The sequence below is a fragment of the Streptomyces lushanensis genome (assembly GCF_001700515.1).
GTDB classification, from domain to species: domain Bacteria; phylum Actinomycetota; class Actinomycetes; order Streptomycetales; family Streptomycetaceae; genus Streptomyces; species Streptomyces lushanensis.
This window is the reverse complement of record NZ_MAUD01000602.1, coordinates 1-711: the sequence shown is the minus strand read 5'-3', so window position 1 is coordinate 711 and position 711 is coordinate 1. Positions and strand designations below refer to the sequence as shown.

Sequence of the window (711 nt, the reverse complement as noted above, 5' to 3'; positions counted from 1 at the left end):
TCGAAGGCGTCCTCGCCTTCGCCGCCGACCACATCACCAACCGCTACCTCGGCGCCGACGACCGGCCCGCCGCACTCGCCACCCTCACCGCGCTCTGCCGCGACCTCATCCGCCGCACCGAGGACGGCAACCACCCGGGGCTGCGCCTCGTCGCCGTACGCCACCGCATCGACGCCGCCACCCAGCCCGACACCATCCAGGACTGGCTCGGCATGGACAGCGTCCCCGGCGGACCCGAACTCGACCCCGAACTGCGCTGGCGCATCCTCACCCGGCTCGCCGTCCTCGGCGCCGTCGACACCGCCACCATCGACGCCGAACTCGCCCGAGACCCCAGCGCCACCGGCCAGGAAGGCGCCGCGCGCTGCCGCGCCGCACTGCCCGACCCCGCCGCCAAGGCCGACGCCTGGAGGCGGCTCTTCGGCTCCGACGACCTCTCCAACTACCTGTTCACCGCCACCGCGCAAGGCTTCTGGCAGCCCGAGCAGGCCGAACTCGTCCAGGAATACGTACCCCGCTACTACCCCGAGGCCGTCGCCCTCGCCGCGCGCCGCGGCCCCGCCATCGCCGAAGCAGCCGGCCGGCACGCCTTCCCCGTCCACGCCGTCGACGAGGAATCACTGCGCCTCGCCCAGGAATGCCTGGACGGCACGGAGATGATCCCCGCCCTCCACCGCAGACTCGCCGACCAACTCGACGACCTGCGCCGCG

General features: G+C 73.6%; 1 protein-coding gene. It reads left to right on the top strand.

The window, feature by feature from the left end; all coding sequences use genetic code 11:
- A partial coding sequence (locus tag BFF77_RS31720) for an ERAP1-like C-terminal domain-containing protein (protein ID WP_211280376.1) occupies positions 1-711 on the top strand: 711 nt, incomplete at both ends.